Raw genomic sequence first — 17967 nt, forward strand, 5'->3', positions numbered from 1 at the left:
TTTATTTTAATAAGTTTGCGTGTTGCATTTTAAATTTTTGAAATTTAGGTGCAACTACTGCCATGCAGTATCCCTGTTCTGGGTTCTTCAGGTAATAACCCTGATGGTAATCTTCTGCTGCATAAAAGGGTTGAGCCGCTTCTACTGAAGTAACGACATCTTTATCGAACAGTTTTTGTTGGTTGAGATCTTGAATTAAATCTAAGGCTATTTTTTGTTGTTGTTCATTTTGATAAAAAATGGCTGAGCGATATTGTGTACCGATATCGTTCCCTTGGCGATTAACTTGTGTCGCATCATGTACACTAAAGAACAAATGTAACAATTGAGTGAAATCGATTTCACTATTATCAAAGGTTACTTTAACTACTTCAACGTGTCCTGTTTTACCTGTACAAACTGTTTCATAGTCAGCATCTTCTTGCTTGCCACCACAATACCCAGAAATTGCACTCGTAACGCCTTTTATTTGGTTAAAAGCGGCTTCTACACACCAGAAACACCCTCCACCGATAATCATATTTTCCTGTGCCATTGTGTCTCCTTAAAAATTTTGAAAAAAATGTTATTTTTATAACCTCAAATATCACCGATAAAATGTTATTTAGGGTTGAAAATATGTTAAATTAAGCACCTATTTTAGCCTCATAACTAGAATTGATGCTAATGCTTATTTAAAGTCTAAATTAATAAAGTCGTAGGAGGCAATAAATTCCTCCTTTTAACCGTTTTTCCAATAGAGATATACGCTATGTTTTGTCCTTTTTGCAGTGCTCAAGATACAAAAGTAATTGATTCTCGACTTGTTTCGGAAGGCTCTCAAGTTCGTCGCCGTCGACTGTGTAATGAATGTAACGAAAGGTTTACGACTTTTGAATTAGCAGAATTAATTATGCCGCGCTTAATCAAATCAGATGGAAGCCGTGAACCATTTAATGAAGAAAAATTATTAGTGGGTATTAACACTGCTCTAGAAAAGCGTCCTGTAAGTATTGAAGCCGTTGAAAATGCTGTCAATAAATTAAAATCTACATTACGTGCTACTGGTGAGCGAGAAGTCCCTTCTAAAATGGTAGGGGAATTAGTGATGGAATTACTTAAGAGCTTAGATAAAGTTGCTTATATTCGTTTTGCTTCGGTTTATCGTGCCTTTGAAGATATCAAAGAATTTGGTGAAGAAATTGCCAAACTAAGTGACTAAGAGCTCACTTAAACTATTAAATTCACCACCTAAAAGTATCAGAATCATGTTATTTACAGAGTTAGATAAAATCCACATGCAACGCGCGATTGAATTAGCTGAGTGTGGTCGTTTTACAACATCGCCAAACCCTAATGTCGGTTGTGTGATTGTTAACAATGATATCGTCGTTGGTGAAGGGTTTCATCGTAAAGCGGGGTTAGGGCATGCTGAAGTGAATGCGTTAGCAATAGCCGGTTCACAGGCAACTCATGCAACCTGTTACGTAACCTTAGAGCCTTGTTCTCACTTCGGTAGAACGCCACCTTGTGCGCTCGCTTTAGTGAAAGCAGGTGTTAAACGTGTTGTCGTCGCTATGGTTGATCCAAACCCGAAAGTTGCTGGACGTGGTATTGCCATTTTAGAAGAAGCGGGTATACAAGTTGATGTTGGTTTGTTGACAGAGCAAGCTGAAGCGCTCAATTTGGGCTTTATCACTCGTATGAAACATAAACGCCCTCGTATTACCGTTAAAATGGCATCAAGTCTGGATGGTAAAACAGCACTTAAAAATGGTGTTAGTCAATGGATAACAGGTCCGTCAGCAAGGTCGGATGTTCAATATTACCGCGCTCAACAAAGTGCCATCTTAACCGGTGTTGGTACAGTCCTTGCGGATGATCCAAGTTTAAATGTACGTTATCAAGAGCTGCTTAATAGTCCTCGTTTTGATGCAAACTTAGTCAGTGAGGAAGATCTACGCCAGCCTATTCGCATCATTTTAGATTCTAATAACCAATTATCTTTACAGGAAAAGCTTTTTACCTTGCCTGGTAAGGTGATTATTGTTTCTTTAATTGCGCGTGACGTTTCTGGTTTTAAACAACAAACTGCTGAAATTGAACAAATAATAGCTAAAGAAAATCAACAAGGTCGGATCGATCTTAATGATTTATTGTCACAGCTAAACGACTATGAAATAAATGACTTATGGATAGAGGCTGGCGCAACATTAGCGGGTGATTTTTTTAACAATGACCTAGTTGATGAATTTATTCTCTATCAAGCGACAAAATTAATGGGCGATCAAGGAAGAAACTTAGTAAACTTACCCAACTTTTCAACGATGAACGAGATTATCCAATTTAAACTGCATTCAGTGAAGCAGATTGGTGATGATATTCGTCTTATTAACCATCGAGAATAATATGTTCACAGGTATTATTGCAGCAGTGGGCAAAATCATTGCAATTAAAAAGAATCAGAAAGATATGACCATTACCGTCCATGCAGGTGGACTAGATATGAGTGATGTCAAACTAGGCGACAGTATTGCCAATAATGGCGTTTGTCTGACAGTGACACATTTAAATGGTGATAGTTTTAATGCTGATGTTTCCTATGAAACAATCAAGTTAAGTGGCTTCTCGAACATTAAAACAGGGTTTCTCGTGAACCTTGAAAAAGCGATGCAAATGAATGATCGCTTTGGTGGGCATATTGTTAGCGGTCACGTTGATGGCGTTGGCGAAATAACAGCGGTAACACCACTTGGTAATGCTGTTGAATATTGGATAAAAGCACCCGATGATTTAGCTAAATACATTGCTAAAAAAGGATCGATTACAGTCGATGGCGTGAGCTTAACAACTAATGAAGTTGATGGCGCAAGCTTTAAGCTAACAATTATCCCTCACACTATTAGCGAAACTATTATGCAAGAGTATGCGGTAGGAACGCGCGTTAATTTAGAAGTCGATGTGATTGCCCGTTATTTAGAACGTTTAGTGTTAGGTGAGCAAGCAGCAGAATCATATAGCAAACAACATTCAACCATGGATTTACTCGCGAAAAGCGGCTTCATGGGTTAACACAAGTTTAAAGCATATTAAGGGATAGAAATGAAGTTAAATACAACAGCAGAAATAATTGAAGATATCCGTTTAGGAAAAATGGTTATCTTAATGGATGATGAAGATCGCGAAAATGAAGGTGATTTAATCATGGCTGCGGATCTTGTGACACCTGAAGCCATTAACTTTATGGCAAAATATGGTCGAGGGTTAATCTGTTTAACATTGACAGAAGACCGTTGTGAACAATTAAAGCTGCCATTAATGGTAGAAGATAATACGGCTGCATTCTCAACTAACTTTACTGTTTCTATTGAAGCGGCAGAAGGGGTTACTACCGGTATTTCTGCAGCGGATCGCGCAGTGACAGTCTTAGCTGCAATCGGTAAAGATGCGAAACCAACCGATATTGTTATGCCTGGTCATATTTTTCCACTAAAAGCACAAGCTGGTGGTGTATTAACACGTGCAGGGCATACTGAAGCAGGTTGTGATTTAGCACGTTTAGCGGGCCGTGAACCTGCAGGTGTGATTGTTGAAATCTTAAATGAAGATGGCAGCATGGCTCGTCGTAGTGATTTAGAAGTATTTGCAAAAGAGCATAATATCAAATTAGGCACAGTGGCTGATTTAATTGAATACCGTAATAACAATGAAACGACGATTGAGCGTGTTAGCGAATGTAAATTACCTACTGAATTTGGTGAATTCGACTTAATCGCTTATCAAGATACTATTGATAAGCAAGTTCATTTTGCTTTAGTAAACGGTGAAATCAAAGAAGGCGCGACAACTAACGTACGCGTGCATTTACAAAATACATTTGCAGACAACTTTTTCTCAGATCGTTTAAGTCCTCGTACTTGGCCAATGCAAAGCGCACTAGCGCGTTTAGCAAAAAGCGGTGGTGTATTAGTCATGTTAGGCCATCAAGAAACACCTGAATCATTGATTGAGCAAATGAAATATATCAAGCAAGAAGATGCTGGTGAACGTGTTGCTGCAAAAACACAAGGCGCAAGTCGTCGTGTTGGTGTCGGGTCTCAAATTCTTCAGGATCTAGGCGTGCAAAAAATGGCATTGCTTAGTTCACAGAAAAAGTACTCTGCTTTATCGGGCTTTGGTCTTGAAGTGGTTGAATATATCACTGAATAAACAGTGTCGATATAGAAATGAATTATGCTAGAATGCACAAAATTTTGTAATAAGGGTAGAAAATGAAAATAATTGAAGGTGGCTTAGCCGCTCCACAAGCTAAAATCGCAATCGTAATCTCTCGCTTTAACAGCTTCATCAATGAGCAGTTATTAGCTGGTGCTATTGATACCCTTAAGCGTACTGGACAAGTTGCCGATGACAACATCACGGTTGTACGTGTTCCTGGTGCCGTAGAATTACCATTAGCGACGAAACGAGTTGCTGCATCTAAAAAGTTTGATGCGATTGTTGCATTAGGTTGTGTTATCCGTGGTGGAACACCACACTTTGATTTAGTGGCTAATGAATGTAATAAAGGCCTTGCACAAGTATCATTAGACTTTGATATTCCTGTTGCTTTTGGTGTATTAACAACTGATTCAATTGACCAAGCTATCGAACGAGCTGGCACTAAAATGGGTAACAAAGGTAGCGAAGCTGCTTTAGGCGCATTAGAAATGGTTAATGTGATGGCGGAATTAGGATAATGAAAATGAAACCTGCTGAACGCCGTCGTGCTCGCCAATTTGCTGTGCAAGCTATTTACCAATGGCAAATTACTCAAACAGGTGTCACTCAAATTATTGAGCAATTTTCTGTAGATCAAGATATGTCGAAAACTGACGTGCCTTACTTTAAAGAATCTTTGATCGGTGTGGTACAAAATATCGATGCATTAGACGAAAAATTATCCCCTTATCTTTCTCGTAAAATTGATGATGTGGATATGGTTGATATTGCCGTATTACGTTTAGCTATGTTTGAGTTAACTTTCCGTCCAGATGTACCACATAAAGTGGTATTAAATGAAGCGATTGAGTTAGCTAAAGATTTTGCTACTGACGAATCATATAAATTTGTTAATGGCGTATTAGATAAAGCTTTACGTAGTTTGAAATTACGTGAAGTAGCTGATAAATAATAAAAAATTGTCAGTTTATATAAAAATCCAGTTATTTTATAACTGGATTTTTTTTATAATAAAGAAAGTGATATCAAGATTATTCTAAGTCTGTACTGCAAGTGGGCTTTGTATAAATAATAAGGAAAAAACATGAATAAGAGTTTAGTGACTAATATTATCGCTGCTTTAGTGCTAGTGATTGGTTTTGTTTTAGGTGAATCAGTATTAGCCGATATATTAACTATGGTTGGTTTATTTGCATTATCAGGTGCGTTAACTAACTGGCTTGCTGTATTTATGTTATTTGAAAGAGTTCCATTTTTATATGGCTCAGGTGTCGTTCCTGCTCACTTTGAAGAGTTTAAATCTGGTATTCGAAATCTAATGATGAAGCAATTCTTTACTGCTGAGAACGTCGAACGTTTTTTATCTGCAGGTAGCTTCTCATCGGCTCAGCTAAATTTAGAGCCTGTTATTGAAAAAGTGGATTTGAATCCAACTTATGATGGGTTAGTGCAAGTGATTATGAATTCTTCATTTGGTGGCATGTTAGGTATGTTTGGTGGCGAAGAAGCATTAACGCCATTAAGAGAACCTTTTATTAAGCATATGAAAACATCAATCATTGAGTTAACACAAGATGAAAAATTCACCGAATTACTTAAAAGTGAAATGGGTGAGCCTGATTTAATGCAGGATATTCTAACTAAAATTGAGCAAATCATTGAACAACGCTTAAATGAATTAACGCCTTTATTAGTGAAACAAATCATACAAGAAATGATTAGAAAACACCTAGGTTGGTTAGTTGTTTGGGGCGGTGTCTTCGGTGGCTTAATTGGTTTAATCAGTGCGTTTCTTATTTAATCTGATGCAATCATCTCTATTCAATATGATCTTAAATATAAGTAATGCCTAATAAGTATTAGGCGACTTAAATATTTTAATGAATACTTTATTAATCAAAAAACGATTTAAGCCTGTTTTATAACAGGCTTTATTTTATCTATGATGAATATTTATAAAATAGAGTGACTATGTTTAATAATACTTTTGTTTTAACCACATTGGCTTTAATTGCCTTTGCTGCCAATTCTGTTTTTTGTCGTTTAGCTTTGGGCGATCAACAAATCGATGCCGGTAGCTTTACAGTGATAAGATTATTTTCAGGTGCCGTTTTTCTTGCTGCTTTTCTTAGTATTAAAAATATTTATGAAAAGAAGAAACTCTCTCCTACAGACATCAATGCACAGGTTGCGGCTAAAACACAAAGTAAAGGCAGCTGGTTAAGCGCTATCTGGTTATTTGTTTATGCATTAACCTTTTCCTATGCTTATATCCAATTAGATACCGCAACAGGAGCATTGGTATTGTTTGCGACAGTACAAGTGACAATGCTGTTAACGCGATTGTTAAAAGGCCATAAACTAAGTCGAGCTGAACTATTAGGTTTATTGCTTGCCGTCGCTGGTTTTGTTTATTTACTCGCGCCACAAGTTTCTAGTCCTTCATTGATTGCCTTTGTATTGATGTGTTTGTCGGGTATTTGTTGGGCATTTTATACCTTAGCAGGTAAAAAAAGTGTCGATCCAAGTGCGGATACAATTTTCAATTTCTTTAGAACGTTACCTTTTATCTTCGTTTTTGCTGTGATTAATCTCGATACCAGTGCGTTAACTCAAACAGGTGTGTTATATGCGATCCTTTCTGGCGTATTAGCTTCTGCTTTAGGTTACCTATTATGGTATAAAGCGTTAACCACATTACGCCATAATGTTGCTGCTGTGGTGCAGTTATTAGTACCTGTACTCGCCGCTGTAGCCGGATTTATATTCTTAGGTGAAAGTGTGTCATTGGTTTTTTTAATTTCAAGCGTGATGATTTTAAGCGGTATATTATTAGTGATTAAAAACCCAGCTTTAAATTTTAGTCGCACAACTAAATAATTAGTTAATTGATAGCAGGCGGCTAGGTTATTTGGACTAGCTGCCATTTAATTTTTATAACCTGTCTTTTTCTGCGCCATTATCACATTTCACACAGTTTAATTGATATCCTAACATTGCCTCTCTGCCTTCATGGGTTGTTACCCATAAGCGATTCATCCAAGGTGGATTGTGCCGTACGTGCTGAAAATGACTGCATTCTAATTGTACAACCCAATGATTTTCTTGATCGGTATGAAAACCAACGATGGCTTGTTTCATGATTTATATTTACGCTATCTAGATTGGGGATGATGAATAGAGGGAGGAAGTGAAATAGTTAGTTACTACAAGTGTAATAACTAACTATCGTATTAATTGCTATCAAGGATTACATGATACGTTGACCCGGTTTTGCACCTGAATCTGGGGTTAGGATATGAATATCTTCACCGCCAGGACCTGCTGCTAATACCATACCTTCAGATAAACCAAACTTCATTTGGCGTGGTGCAAGGTTGGCTACCATAACGGTTAGCTTACCTTCTAAATCTTCAGGATTATAAGCTGATTTAATACCTGCAAATACTGTACGTGTTTCACCACCTAAATCTAAGGTGAGTTTTAACAGCTTATTCGCTTTAGGCACATGTTCCGCTTTAGCAATTAATGCCACACGTAAATCTGTTTTAGCAAAGGTATCGAAATCGATTTCAGCGGCAATTGGCTCTTTATCTAATTCACTTTGGCTTGCTGCTTCTGCTGCTTTTTCTTTCGCTGCTGCATCAGCTGCCGCACTGGCTTTAGATGATTCAACCATTGCTTCTACATGTTTCGCATCAATACGTTGGAATAACGCTTTAAACTTATTAATTTGATGGCCTGCAAGTGGTGCTTTAACACTTTCCCACGTTAGCGTTTCATCTAAAAAGGCTTCACTGCGCTCAGCTAATTTTGGCATGATGGGTTTTAAGTAAGTGATTAAAACACGGAACAAGTTAATACCCATTGAACAGATATCTTGTACTTCAAGTTCTTTGCCTTCAACTTTAGCTAATGCCCAAGGTGCTTTTTCGTCGATGTATTTATTTGCGATATCAGCTAATGCCATGATTTCGCGAATAGCACGTGAAAATTCACGCTTCTCGAATTGTTCTGCAATTGAATCGCCTGCATCAACAAACTGTTGATATAGTGCTGGTTCAGATACTTCGGCAGATAATTTTCCGTCATATTTTTTAGCAATAAAGCCCGCTGTACGTGAAGCTAAATTAACCAGTTTATTTACAACATCTGTATTTACACGTTGTGTGAAGTCTTCTAGATTAAAATCTAAGTCATCAACACGTGACGTTAATTTCGCTGCATAGTAATAACGTAAACATTCAGGATCTAAGTTTTCAATGTAAGTACTCGCTTTAATGAAAGTACCTTTTGATTTAGACATTTTTTCGCCATTCACGGTAACGTAACCATGTACATGAACGCCTGTTGGTTTACGGAAACCCGCGCCTTCTAACATTGCTGGCCAGAATAAACCGTGGAAGTTGATGATGTCTTTACCAATGAAGTGGTAAAGCTCAGCTTTACTGTCTTTGCTCCAGTAATCATCAAAGTTAAGATTATCAGTACGATCACATAAATTTTTGAAACTGCCCATGTAACCAATCGGTGCATCCAGCCAAACATAGAAGAATTTACCCGGAGCACCTGGAATTTCAAAACCAAAATAAGGGGCATCGCGAGTGATATCCCAGGCTTTTAATCCACTCTCAAACCATTCACTTAGTTTATTCGCTACTTCGCTTTGTAGTGCCCCTGATTTTGTCCACTCTTCAAGCATTGCTTGAAACTGTGGCGCATCAAAGAATAAGTTTTCAGTATCTTTCATTACAGGTGTTGCATCAGAAACAACCGACTTAGGATTAATCATATCAACAGGGCTGTATGTCGCCCCACACTTGTCACAGTTATCGCCGTATTGATCTTCTGCCTTACATTTTGGACAAGTACCTTTTACAAAACGATCTGGTAAAAACATTTCTTTTTCAGGATCATATAACTGAGAGACTACTTTTTCAGTAATGTAACCATTGTCACGAAGCGCAAGGTAAACTTGAGAAGATAATGCTTTGTTTTCTTCAGAGTGCGTTGAATGGTAGTTATCAAAGCTAATGTTAAAATCATTAAAATCTTTTTCATGATCCGCTTGAACATCGGCAATCAATTGCTCTGGCGTAATACCCATTTCTTGTGCTTTAAGCATGATCGCTGTGCCGTGTGCATCATCAGCACAAACAAAGTGAATATTATTACCACGTAAGCGTTGGAAACGAACCCAGATATCCGCTTGTATATGCTCTAGCATATGCCCTAAATGGATTGGACCATTTGCGTAGGGAAGGGCGCAGGTAACAAGGATATTACGATCTTGATTAGCCATTTATTTGATATTCCTTAAGTCGAAGCAGATTTTTAAAGTCAATATTGGTTAACATTCAAGTGATAAAACACAGAATATGGAATGCCAACGAATGTGCAATTCTACCCAAAAAATACCATAAATTACACTGTTATCTAGGTATCGAGTAAACCTTCTATTTAATAAGGATGAATTATGGCGGTATTTTGATAAACTCAGGCCTGAATTCAATCTTAAGGACTTTTATATGCTGTTTAAAAAGAAAACACTAGAGCAACAAGTCTTCGACTGTCTAGAAAAAATTATTGAAACTGAATTGTTTAAAAAGATGATTGAGCAGCGTTTGTTTACTATCGATTCTGAGTCTGCTGCCATTACCATCACTTTGCCTTTTTATGCACCTAAATGGTTAGCTGAGTTACAACAAACTTCTTCTGAAGCCTTAACGTCATTATTTAAACAATCACCGACTTGGAACGTATCTTATAAAATTCCAACTTATACACATAAACAAGTGCCGAAACGAAATACTGATATTAAAAATATAATCGCAGTGTCATCGGGTAAAGGCGGAGTTGGGAAATCAACGGTTAGCGTAAATCTTGCCATTGCATTAGCTAAAAATGGCGCAAAAGTGGGCTTGTTAGATGCGGATATCTACGGGCCATCATTACCAACAATGCTAGGTAAGAAAACCACTAAATCGACGTCATCCGATGGTAAATTATTAGAGCCAATTGAAGCATATGGAATTGTCGGCAACAGTATAGGGTTCTTGATTGAAGATAAAGATGCCATGGTGTGGCGTGGTCCAATGGCAAGCAAAGCGTTACAACAAGTGTTAAATGAAACGAATTGGCCAGAGCTAGATTATTTAATTGTCGATATGCCGCCGGGTACAGGTGATATTCAATTAACCATGTCACAAAATGTGCCTATCACCAGTGCGGTGATAGTGACAACACCGCAAGATGTTGCATTAATTGATGCCCAAAAAGGCGTGATCATGTTTAACAAAGTGGATGTCAATGTCGCTGGAATTATTGAAAATATGAGCGTTTATGCTTGTGTGAAATGTGGCCATGAAGAAGCAATATTTGGCACTGGCGGTGGTAAAAAATTGGCTGAACAATTTAAACTACCATTTTTAGGACAATTACCTCTACATATTCAGTATCGAGAAGATACTGATGCAGGTTTTCCAACGGTAGCAAAAAATGAATCTGTTTCGTTAGTTGAACCGTATTTACAATTAGCAGAAGATGTGGCGATTAATCTCTACAAAGAATTACAACCGACCATTGAACAAATAAAAATTACAGAGCTTAAATAAGCGAATAAACCAATAAAAGAAGTGAATAATGTCAAGCAGACCCTTAATTGATGAATTGATTCAAGCATTACAATGTTTACCGAGTGTAGGCCCTAAATCAGCACAACGCATGGTATATCATTTGTTAGATAAAAACCGCCAAGGTGCGATGAAGTTAAGTGATGTATTAGCAAGAGCGGTATCAGAAATAGGGCATTGTCAGCAATGTCGTACCTTTACTGAAGAAGATCTTTGTACTATTTGCAGCAATCAAAAACGTAACGATAACGGCATTATCTGTATTGTTGAAATGCCAGTAGATGTGGTGGCGATTGAGCAAACCGCGTTATTCTCAGGCACTTACTTTGTATTAATGGGGCATTTATCGCCATTAGATGGCATTGGCCCTGAACAGCTAGGTTTGAACCTGTTAGAGAAGCAAATGCAAGCAGGTAATACAACTGAAGTGATTTTAGCGACCAATCCCACGGTAGAAGGTGAAGCGACTGCCTATTACATTGCTGAAATGGCCAAAAAACATGGTATTCAAGTTAGCCGTATTGCCCATGGTGTACCTGTTGGTGGGGAATTAGAGTTTGTAGACAGCACAACGCTATCGCATTCATTTACTGGCCGTTCGATGATTTAAAAAAGAAAAGTCGTTTTTAATAGCTCTATTGTTATTTGTCTTCGTCTTCGTTAGTGAAGTTACTTTATGTGCAATTTTTTACTCATAATTTATTTATTCTAAAAATAGCGTTTTATAAGTAAATTAATAAATACATTGCATCTACTTCATTATCAAAATGATGAGTTATATCAAAGCTTAAAATCTCAATTCACCTCAAAATTTATTTCATGTAAGTATGTCGTACTGGCTATCGCGCTAATCTTTAGATGAATAGTGCGTAATCAATCGATGTGATAGTTATAATCCTTGAGGTAATTCATGAAAACATCTATTTTATTAACTTGTGCACTATTAATATCAAACAATGCTTTTGCATCGAAGCATGTTCATTGGGGGTATTCTGGCGAACAAGGTCCTGACAATTGGGCTAGTTTAAGTGGAGACAACTTCTCTTGTACTGGGAACAACCAATCTCCCATTAATTTAACTGGATTTATTGAATCTGAATTGAAACCACTTGAGTTTTATTACCAAGCTGGTGGTAATAAAATAATTAATAATGGTCATACCGTTCAGGTTAACTATGAAAAGGGAAGTTATATTAAAGCCGATGGAATACAATTTGATTTATTACAATTTCATTTTCATGCTCCGAGTGAAAACCATATAAATGGAGAGTCTTTTCCATTAGAGGCGCACTTTGTACATGCTGATAAAAATGGTCATCTTGCAGTAGTGGCTGTTATGTTTAAAGAAGGTGTTGAAAATAAAGGATTAGCAGCAGCATGGGATAAAATACCTATGCACGAAGGTGATAGTAATACCTTTGTGAAAGTCATTGCTGCAAATAGCTTATTGCCTGCGAATAAAGGTTATTACCGTTTTAATGGCTCATTAACCACTCCTCCATGCTCTGAAGGTGTTCGTTGGTTTGTGTTGAAAGAGGTTGTTGAAGCATCAAAGTCTCAAATCGAAGCGTTTAAAGCAACCATGCATGGACCGAATAATCGTCCACTACAAGCAATCAACGCACGTGTAATATTGCAGTAGTTATAATAGAGCCTTTCAATCTTGTAATAAAAACAAACCATATTGCTTAATATGGTTTGTTTGACTGCTAAATATCTGGCTCCAAGTTAATCATAAAGACTTAACTCTATTTTTTCTTAATTTCTGCTATCTACTAAGATTGATTACTTTTGAAATTGATTAGTACTAAAACGAGTTAAGCCTTGTTTTCCATTGCCTTGTTTCGCAGCTTTAGTACCAAATTTAGGTTTAGCTTTGCGCGGGTTATTAGGCGTTTTACGTTGCTTATCCGCCGCTTTACCTTGGCTATTCGGTGCGACTTTTTTACCTTTGAAATTAGTTTTGCCTTTTTTAGCATTTCTATTCATCACTTCAGCACGCGTTTCTTTCGGTACTAAACAAGTCGCTTTACTACCAATCAAGGTTTTATCTAGTCCCATTTTCGTTAATGCTTCACGAATGATTGGCCAATTATCTGGATCATGATAACGCAGTATCGCTTTATGCAATCGGCGTTGAATCGTCCCTTTAGGAATGGAGACAGTCTCACTGTTACGTTTAACATTCTTCAAAGAGTTAATTTCAGTGTGATACAAAGTCGTCGCATTGGCTAACGGCGAAGGGTAAAAGTTCTGCACTTGATCTAACTTAAAGTCATTTTCTTTTAACCACATCGCGAGGTTGATCATATCCATATCAGTGGTGCCAGGGTGAGCTGAAATAAAGTACGGGATCAAATATTGCTTTTTACCGGCTAATTTTGAGTAATGATCAAACAGTTCTTTAAATTTGTCATAACTGCCCATACCCGGCTTCATCATTTTACCTAATGGGCCTTCTTCAGTATGCTCTGGCGCTATTTTCAAATATCCGCCCACATGGTGTGTGGCCAGTTCTTTTACATACTCAGGATCTTGAATCGCTAAATCATAACGCACACCTGAAGCAATCAATACTTTCTTAATACCTGGTACTTGTCGAGCAGCACGATATAACTCAATGGTTGGCGTGTGGTCAGTATCGAGGTGGCCACAAATCGTCGGCCAGACACAAGAGGGTTTACGACAGGTTGCTTCGGCTTTCTCACTCTTACAACGTAATTTATACATGTTGGCTGTTGGACCACCAAGGTCGGAAATAACACCAGTAAAGCCCGGGACTTTTAGTTTAATATCTTCAATTTCATCAAGAATAGATTGCTGTGAACGACTTTGTATAATACGACCTTCATGTTCAGTGATACTACAGAAAGTACAACCACCAAAACATCCACGCATAATATTGATCGACGTTTTTATCATATCGTAAGCAGGGATCTTCGCATTACCATAACTTGGATGAGGAACACGCGCATAAGGTAAACCAAATACACCATCCATTTCATCTTCTTCTAACGGTGTTGCTGGTGGATTTAGCCATATCGCACGGTTACCGTGTTTTTGCATTAATGCTTTGGCTGAAGTTGGGTTAACTTCTTGATGAAAAATACGTGATGCATGCGCATACAGCATTTTATTATCTTTCACTTGTTCAAACGTTGGCAAGTTAATATAAGTGGTTGCCCATGCTTTAGACTTCTCTTCCCATCGCTTTTCACGTGCTTCTTGTGGCGTGCTTTTATGCGGTGTAATTTGTACAACTTGTGCCGTTTTAGTAATGTCAGAAGCTTCATCAACTACATTTTCATCGGTAGCTGTATCACATTTTTCAGTCAGATCTTGATAAGGGCTTGGGATAGGATCAATTTTCCCAGGTTTATCAACATTACGAGAATCTATCCCAGTCCATCCAGGAAGCGCTTCTTTGGTTAAAAATGCACTACCACGTACATCAGTAATGCTCTTAACATCATCACCTTGTGCAATACGATGTGAAATTTCAATCAGTGGACGTTCTGCATTGCCATAAATAAGCAGATCGGCTTTGGAGTCAAATAAAACAGAATGACGTACTTTGTCAGACCAATAATCATAATGTGCAATACGACGTAAACTTGCTTCAATGCCACCAATAATAACGGGAATACCTTTAAACGCTTCTTTACAACGTTGTGTGTAAACCGCTACTGCGCGGTCAGGGCGTTTACCACCTTCGTCATTAGGCGTATAAGCATCGTCGTGTCTTAATCGTCTTTCAGCCGTGTAACGGTTGATCATTGAATCCATGTTGCCGGCGGTTACTCCAAAGTATAAATTAGGCTTACCAAGCTGCATAAATTCATCTTTTGAATGCCAATTAGGTTGAGAAATAATACCCACTCGGAAACCTTGAGATTCAAGCATTCTGCCAATCACAGCCATACCGAAACTAGGGTGATCGACATAAGCATCACCTGTTACTAAAATAATATCGCAACTATCCCAGCCAAGCTGTTTCATCTCTTTACGTGACATAGGTAAAAATGGAGCAGCCTTAGCAGTTCTATTTTTGTATTTTGGATATGAAAACAAGTTACGGTCTTGGGATTTAGTTATTGGCATCAAAAAAAATGATCTCTAATATTGGAATGTTAAAATTAAGTTATTGTAGCATAGAGCTGAATGGCAATTACAATACAAATGAAATGTTTGTTGTGATTAAATGAAAGGGACTAATCAGCCGACCTTAAAGATCAACTGATTAGCTATTTTTAGCATCATTGAAACATCTTGTTGAGCGAGTCTTTAACCTAATGGATCGGCTAATTTAGCAATTAATTGACGAGACTCAGGTTTAACTGAAGTGAGCATCACATCAATCACATCACCGAGTTGCAGCTCAATTTGTTCGCCGACTTTAACGACGCCTTGTTCACGAATACACTCAATCTTTTTAACTTCTTCGTCTTTAGCATTTTTGTTAGTTTTACCTAACATGCTGCTTGGTACAAAGAAAGTCGCTCCGTTTTCTTGTACGCGAACACGACAGCCTGCTTTCACAATATCAAAGATTTCAGCTTTATAACGCCAATCTGAATTTTCTTGATCTTTTAAGTAACGACAATAAAGCAAATTGTTAACATCACGTTCCGCCATGCGTTGTGATTTACGCGCTTCATTTAGGTGTGCGCCAATTTCAGGATCAACTTTTGTGCTTTCTTTCTGCATCAACACTGATTTAATTAAACGATGATTAATTAAGTCGCCATATTTACGAATTGGAGAAGTCCAAGTTGCATAATGACTGACACCCATAGTGAAATGCGGAGCAGGGCTTGCAGACGTATCGGCATACGCTAATAAACGACGCAATCTATGGTCTAAATAAGTATTGTGTAATAGCGCCACTTCCTGACGCATCTTGATATAACCTTCAAGTGTCGCTAAGGATTCTTTATCTGCGGTCACGCCATATTCAGCTAATAAAGTAACAGCTTTTTCTAAACGGTCACTTGCAAAACCAGAATGCACATTAAACACACCTTTATTGGTATGTTTTGCTAAAAAGTCACCGGCGCAGACATTCGCAGCAATCATAGACTCTTCAACTAATCGGTTCGCAGTACGACGAGGCTCACAAAGGATCTCGTAAACTTCACCCTTGTTATTTAGCTTCAGTGTGTAGTCATGCTGACTTTTCATCACAATGGTATTGTCACAACGCCATTGATGACGCACTAACGAAGCTTGCTCCATCACTCTCAATAATTCACCTAATTGTTTATTAGGTTTCCATTGATTGTCAGTAAGCTCTTCATTTTCTAAATAAGTAGAGACATCATGATAGTTAAGACGATAATGTGATTTGATATAAGCGGCAAAAAATTCAGGCTCACCAACAATTTCACCGTTTTTACCAATTTGCATGGTACAGCAAATGGTGGCGCGTTTTTCGCCTTCTTTCAATGAACATAAACTATCACTTAAATCACGCGGTAACATAGGTACATTGAAGTTAGGGAGATACAAGGTGAAGCTACGTTTCTTAGCTTCTTTATCCATGTCTGTTTTTTCTGGCACATAAGCAGAAGGATCGGATATCGCAACGGTTAACGCCCAACCTTGATCATTCTCCTCAATGTATAACGCATCATCCATATCTTGGGTATTGACGCCATCAATGGTGAAAAAAGGTGTTTTAGTTAAATCACGGCGTTCAAGCTCTTCATCAATGACTTGCCAAGGATGATCAAATTCTGGCGCTTTACTAGGTAACTGGTGTGTCGCAACGGCAATTAAACGGTAAGCAAAAGGGTCGTTATGTTCAGCAATTTTTTCAACGATCTCAGTTAAAAAGCCATTTCCCTTTAAAGCATGCTCAAGTAACTTAACTTTCACCCAGTCACCATCATGGTAACCTTTGTCAGCTAATTGCATCGCGCCTTTAATTTTAAAGAAACCCTGTAATAGCGGATTATTGGCTTTGACTGATATGCGTTTGCCACTGATAGAGAGCTGTGCAACAAACTCTTTGATTTCGGTATGTTTTAATTCAACGGGAGTGGCCGTGGACTTGTCACCGTTTTCTTGAATAGACGCGCTAATTTTATCGCCGTGTAATACTTTTTTCATATCTGCGGGCGCAATAAAAAAACGTTTTCCTTTGTCGGTTTCTAAAAATCCAAATCCACGCTCTGACGCTTTGACAATACCGGTACGTTTCGGTGTATTTTCCTGCATTGTTTGTTTAAGTTGGTTTAACAGTGGATTATCTTGAAACATGCTTAAAACCTTTAAATGAATAGCAATAATGATATTGGAGACTGAGATGTTAAAAGAAAAATAGGCTTAAAATAATTGCTCGTAAAATAGCCAGTTATACATGGTCAATCTATAAGTGAATAGTAAAGGTGATTGGCCGTTAATTAAAGGCTGAACTGCGCAAATGTTAAAAATTAAAAATAATTTTAAAAAAAATCCAATAAGTTTAAAAAAAGACTTGGCTTTTTTTTTTATCTCTGTATTATTCGCCTCGTTCTGCGGAGGGGTGGCAGAGCGGCTGAATGCACTGGTCTTGAAAACCAGCGAGGGTTAATAGCTCTCCGAGAGTTCAAATCTCTCCTCCTCCGCCACATTAAGAAAAGGCACTTACAGTTTACTGTAAGTGCCTTTTTGCTATTAGTTCTCCGAGAGCTTGAATCTCTCCTGCATCCATTGCCACATTTGAAAAGGCAGTAACTATTTTATAGTTACTGCCTTTTTGCTTTTATTGATTTAATAAAGATTCAATCTCTCCTGCATCAACTGCCACGTATAGAAAAGGCTCATTACCGAAAAGTGATGAGCCTTTTTTACTTTCTGGTATTTAAAAATTCAAATTTATCCAGTGTTGTCTATTATTTTTGAATACTGTTACATCAAAAGATCTAGTTCTCGTCTACGCTCGTCCAGTCAGTTTGGTTATTATTAACAGTGTTTTCGCCCTGTCGGCGACCTCCTTTCTTTTACCAGAAAAGAAAGGAGGCAAAGAAACTGGCTGTATGAGTTATAAACATAGGTGACACTTTGTTGCTTATACATAGGTAACAATTTCTTAAACTATAAGTACCCAAAATAAGGAGGTACTTATGCCTTGGAATGAGTTGAACCTAATGGA

Annotated in this window: 16 protein-coding genes and 1 tRNA gene; 12 read left to right on the top strand and 5 right to left on the bottom strand. The window is 37.8% G+C overall.

Annotated elements, in window-relative coordinates:
* Position 1 precedes the first annotated feature (1 nt).
* Positions 2 to 535, bottom strand: a complete 534-nt coding sequence (gene msrA / locus E2R67_RS14430; RefSeq protein WP_134291658.1) for a peptide-methionine (S)-S-oxide reductase MsrA — start codon at positions 533 to 535, stop codon at positions 2 to 4.
* Positions 536 to 751: 216 nt separating this feature from the next.
* On the opposite strand from msrA, the gene nrdR reads away from it, so the two are divergent.
* The 8 genes from nrdR (at position 752) to E2R67_RS14470 (ending at position 7080) form a co-directional block, all read left to right on the top strand.
* Positions 752 to 1201 carry a transcriptional regulator NrdR gene (gene nrdR / locus E2R67_RS14435; RefSeq protein ID WP_134291659.1) on the top strand — a complete coding sequence of 150 codons (450 nt, stop codon included), beginning with the start codon at positions 752 to 754 and terminating at the stop codon, positions 1199 to 1201.
* A 46-nt stretch (positions 1202 to 1247) separates the two neighbouring features.
* A complete protein-coding gene (ribD, locus tag E2R67_RS14440; protein WP_134291660.1) occupies positions 1248 to 2387 on the top strand; it encodes a bifunctional diaminohydroxyphosphoribosylaminopyrimidine deaminase/5-amino-6-(5-phosphoribosylamino)uracil reductase RibD in 1140 nt (379 codons plus the stop codon).
* Position 2388: 1 nt separating this feature from the next.
* Positions 2389 to 3051 (top strand): riboflavin synthase, encoded by a 663-nt coding sequence (locus E2R67_RS14445; RefSeq protein WP_134291661.1) that lies wholly within the window; start codon positions 2389 to 2391, stop codon positions 3049 to 3051.
* Between the two features lie 30 nt (positions 3052 to 3081).
* On the top strand, positions 3082 to 4188 hold the full coding sequence (ribBA, locus tag E2R67_RS14450; protein ID WP_134291662.1) for a bifunctional 3,4-dihydroxy-2-butanone-4-phosphate synthase/GTP cyclohydrolase II: 1107 nt from the start codon (positions 3082 to 3084) through the stop codon (positions 4186 to 4188).
* Between the two features lie 62 nt (positions 4189 to 4250).
* Positions 4251 to 4718, top strand: coding sequence for a 6,7-dimethyl-8-ribityllumazine synthase (gene ribH / locus E2R67_RS14455; protein ID WP_134291663.1), 468 nt, complete (start codon positions 4251 to 4253; stop codon positions 4716 to 4718).
* Between the two features lie 5 nt (positions 4719 to 4723).
* Positions 4724 to 5152, top strand: a complete 429-nt coding sequence (gene nusB / locus E2R67_RS14460; protein ID WP_134291673.1) for a transcription antitermination factor NusB — start codon at positions 4724 to 4726, stop codon at positions 5150 to 5152.
* 132 nt (positions 5153 to 5284) lie between these two features.
* Complete coding sequence (locus E2R67_RS14465) at positions 5285 to 6001, top strand: DUF445 domain-containing protein (protein WP_134291664.1); 717 nt, start codon at positions 5285 to 5287, stop codon at positions 5999 to 6001.
* Positions 6002 to 6171: 170 nt separating this feature from the next.
* Positions 6172 to 7080 (top strand): DMT family transporter, encoded by a 909-nt coding sequence (locus E2R67_RS14470; RefSeq protein WP_134291665.1) that lies wholly within the window; start codon positions 6172 to 6174, stop codon positions 7078 to 7080.
* 54 nt (positions 7081 to 7134) lie between these two features.
* Here the strand turns inward: E2R67_RS14470 and E2R67_RS14475 are convergent, their stop codons facing one another.
* Together E2R67_RS14475 and metG are read right to left on the bottom strand one after the other, a co-directional pair.
* A complete protein-coding gene (locus E2R67_RS14475; RefSeq protein ID WP_134291666.1) occupies positions 7135 to 7341 on the bottom strand; it encodes a DUF3565 domain-containing protein in 207 nt (68 codons plus the stop codon).
* Between the two features lie 109 nt (positions 7342 to 7450).
* Positions 7451 to 9502, bottom strand: coding sequence for a methionine--tRNA ligase (gene metG / locus E2R67_RS14480; RefSeq protein ID WP_134291667.1), 2052 nt, complete (start codon positions 9500 to 9502; stop codon positions 7451 to 7453).
* Between the two features lie 226 nt (positions 9503 to 9728).
* On the opposite strand from metG, the gene apbC reads away from it, so the two are divergent.
* The 3 genes from apbC to E2R67_RS14495 all read left to right on the top strand — a co-directional run bounded on the left by apbC (position 9729) and on the right by E2R67_RS14495 (position 12474).
* Positions 9729 to 10814 (top strand): iron-sulfur cluster carrier protein ApbC, encoded by a 1086-nt coding sequence (apbC, locus tag E2R67_RS14485; RefSeq protein ID WP_134291668.1) that lies wholly within the window; start codon positions 9729 to 9731, stop codon positions 10812 to 10814.
* 28 nt (positions 10815 to 10842) lie between these two features.
* Positions 10843 to 11442 carry a recombination mediator RecR gene (gene recR, locus E2R67_RS14490; RefSeq protein WP_134291669.1) on the top strand — a complete coding sequence of 200 codons (600 nt, stop codon included), beginning with the start codon at positions 10843 to 10845 and terminating at the stop codon, positions 11440 to 11442.
* Positions 11443 to 11742: 300 nt separating this feature from the next.
* Positions 11743 to 12474 (top strand): carbonic anhydrase, encoded by a 732-nt coding sequence (locus E2R67_RS14495; RefSeq protein WP_134291670.1) that lies wholly within the window; start codon positions 11743 to 11745, stop codon positions 12472 to 12474.
* A gap of 143 nt (positions 12475 to 12617) precedes the next feature.
* Here the strand turns inward: E2R67_RS14495 and E2R67_RS14500 are convergent, their stop codons facing one another.
* Both E2R67_RS14500 and E2R67_RS14505 read right to left on the bottom strand, forming a co-directional pair.
* Complete coding sequence (locus E2R67_RS14500; protein ID WP_134291671.1) at positions 12618 to 14933, bottom strand: YgiQ family radical SAM protein; 2316 nt, start codon at positions 14931 to 14933, stop codon at positions 12618 to 12620.
* Between the two features lie 183 nt (positions 14934 to 15116).
* Positions 15117 to 17093 (bottom strand): exoribonuclease II, encoded by a 1977-nt coding sequence (locus E2R67_RS14505; RefSeq protein WP_134291672.1) that lies wholly within the window; start codon positions 17091 to 17093, stop codon positions 15117 to 15119.
* A gap of 259 nt (positions 17094 to 17352) precedes the next feature.
* Here E2R67_RS14505 and E2R67_RS14510 point away from each other — a divergent pair.
* Positions 17353 to 17443: transfer RNA gene (locus E2R67_RS14510), tRNA-Ser, on the top strand.
* Positions 17444 to 17967: the final 524 nt, after the last annotated feature.

This window comes from Psychromonas algicola (assembly GCF_004378355.1).
Lineage (GTDB): Bacteria > Pseudomonadota > Gammaproteobacteria > Enterobacterales > Psychromonadaceae > Psychromonas.

What these genes read in the sequence shown, in the direction of transcription:
- msrA (WP_134291658.1), bottom strand. Translation starts at nt 535, where the DNA reads ATGGCACAGGAAAATATGATTATCGGTGGAGGGTGTTTCTGGTGTGTA.
- nrdR (WP_134291659.1), top strand. Translation starts at nt 752, where the DNA reads ATGTTTTGTCCTTTTTGCAGTGCTCAAGATACAAAAGTAATTGATTCT.
- ribD (WP_134291660.1), top strand. Translation starts at nt 1,248, where the DNA reads ATGTTATTTACAGAGTTAGATAAAATCCACATGCAACGCGCGATTGAA.
- E2R67_RS14445 (WP_134291661.1), top strand. Translation starts at nt 2,389, where the DNA reads ATGTTCACAGGTATTATTGCAGCAGTGGGCAAAATCATTGCAATTAAA.
- ribBA (WP_134291662.1), top strand. Translation starts at nt 3,082, where the DNA reads ATGAAGTTAAATACAACAGCAGAAATAATTGAAGATATCCGTTTAGGA.
- ribH (WP_134291663.1), top strand. Translation starts at nt 4,251, where the DNA reads ATGAAAATAATTGAAGGTGGCTTAGCCGCTCCACAAGCTAAAATCGCA.
- nusB (WP_134291673.1), top strand. Translation starts at nt 4,724, where the DNA reads ATGAAACCTGCTGAACGCCGTCGTGCTCGCCAATTTGCTGTGCAAGCT.
- E2R67_RS14465 (WP_134291664.1), top strand. Translation starts at nt 5,285, where the DNA reads ATGAATAAGAGTTTAGTGACTAATATTATCGCTGCTTTAGTGCTAGTG.
- E2R67_RS14470 (WP_134291665.1), top strand. Translation starts at nt 6,172, where the DNA reads ATGTTTAATAATACTTTTGTTTTAACCACATTGGCTTTAATTGCCTTT.
- E2R67_RS14475 (WP_134291666.1), bottom strand. Translation starts at nt 7,341, where the DNA reads ATGAAACAAGCCATCGTTGGTTTTCATACCGATCAAGAAAATCATTGG.
- metG (WP_134291667.1), bottom strand. Translation starts at nt 9,502, where the DNA reads ATGGCTAATCAAGATCGTAATATCCTTGTTACCTGCGCCCTTCCCTAC.
- apbC (WP_134291668.1), top strand. Translation starts at nt 9,729, where the DNA reads ATGCTGTTTAAAAAGAAAACACTAGAGCAACAAGTCTTCGACTGTCTA.
- recR (WP_134291669.1), top strand. Translation starts at nt 10,843, where the DNA reads ATGTCAAGCAGACCCTTAATTGATGAATTGATTCAAGCATTACAATGT.
- E2R67_RS14495 (WP_134291670.1), top strand. Translation starts at nt 11,743, where the DNA reads ATGAAAACATCTATTTTATTAACTTGTGCACTATTAATATCAAACAAT.
- E2R67_RS14500 (WP_134291671.1), bottom strand. Translation starts at nt 14,933, where the DNA reads ATGCCAATAACTAAATCCCAAGACCGTAACTTGTTTTCATATCCAAAA.
- E2R67_RS14505 (WP_134291672.1), bottom strand. Translation starts at nt 17,093, where the DNA reads ATGTTTCAAGATAATCCACTGTTAAACCAACTTAAACAAACAATGCAG.